General features: G+C 33.7%; 1 pseudogene. It reads left to right on the top strand.

Features of this window, described 5'->3' with window-relative positions:
- Positions 1 to 81 precede the first annotated feature (81 nt).
- Positions 82 to 1,220: pseudogene (locus COI44_RS12740) on the top strand (IS3 family transposase).
- The last annotated feature ends 156 nt before the right edge of the window (positions 1,221 to 1,376 follow it).

The raw sequence follows: 1,376 nt of genomic DNA, 5'->3' as shown, positions 1-1,376 counted from the left end.
TGCATGTAGACTAAAAAACGGACACACTGAAATGATTCTAATGTAAAATATACTTAGTATCTTAGGTCGGGAGTGTGTTTAATGAGTCATCACGATAAAAAATTCAAATTACAGGCAGCTAAATTAGTTGTTGAGGAGGGAAGAAGTACTAGAGAAGTAGCTAGAAATTTAGAAATTAATTATAGTACACTCACTCGTTGGGTTAGAAAATATAAAGATTCTAAAGAGGCTAGTTTTATTGGTAGCGGGAACTTATCCCCTGAACACAAGGAAATGTCTGATTTTGAGAAACGAATTAAAGAACTAGAAGAAGAGAATGCGATTTTAAAAAAGGCAATGCACATCTTTGCGAAAGACCCGAAGTGATTTTTCGATTTATCCATCAACACCGACACGAATTTAGTGTTTCAAAGATGTGCAAAGTACTAGGTGTATCAAGAAGTGGATACTATGATTGGTTGAAGCGACCACAATCGAAAAGGACTTTAATTAAAGAGATGTTATCTAAACAAATAAAAGAAATCTATCTTGAGTCTAATAAAAGATACGGAGCTATTAAAATTTTTCAAGCTCTCCAAAAACAAGGCTCTATTATATCCTTAAAAACAGTACAACGTCTTATGAAAGCTAATAGTTTACGATCCATCACTGTCAAAAAATACAAAGCTAAACAAACTAAAAAGCAACCAGAAGCAAAATACCCGAATATATTAAATCAAAATTTTAAAACCAGTGCTCCTGGTCGAGCATGGGTAAGTGATATTACTTATATTTGGACTCAAGAAGGATGGTTATACTTGGCATCAGTTATGGACTTATATTCTAGAAAAATTATTGGGTTTTCAACTGGCGCCAGAATGACCACGGATTTACCCCTAATGGCACTTAAGCGAGCCATGAAGTCTCAACCGCCGAAAAAAGGCTTAATTCACCATTCAGATCAGGGTAGCCAATATCGTTCTGAGGAGTATATTCAATGTTTAGAAGAAGCAAAAATCAAAATAAGTATGAGTCGAAAGGGAAACTGTTATGACAATGCTTGTATTGAGGCGTTTCATAGTATTTTAAAAAAGGAGTTAATCTATAGAGAAACTTACAAAACTCGAGAGATCGCGGAAGCACGAATATTCGAATACATCGTGTGTTTTTATAATGCAAAAAGGATCCATTCAGCAATTGGATTCTTAACACCAAATGAAATGGACAGAAAAGCTAGCTAAAATGGAAATGAAAAAGTGCAAAATAGGCAATTCTCTTAATCGCTCATCAAACCAAAATGATTAAATGGGCATATTAAGAGAATTTCAGTAAATAACAAAAGGATTTATTCAAGAAATGATTCATTTTAATGTGTCCATTTTATTGACGTAGATACA

This window comes from Bacillus sp. AFS088145, from assembly GCF_002564465.1.
In the GTDB taxonomy this organism is placed as follows: Bacteria; Bacillota; Bacilli; order Bacillales; family Bacillaceae_G; genus Gottfriedia.
The sequence above is the reverse complement of the archived record's forward strand: the minus strand, read 5'-3'. Positions and strand labels throughout refer to the sequence as shown.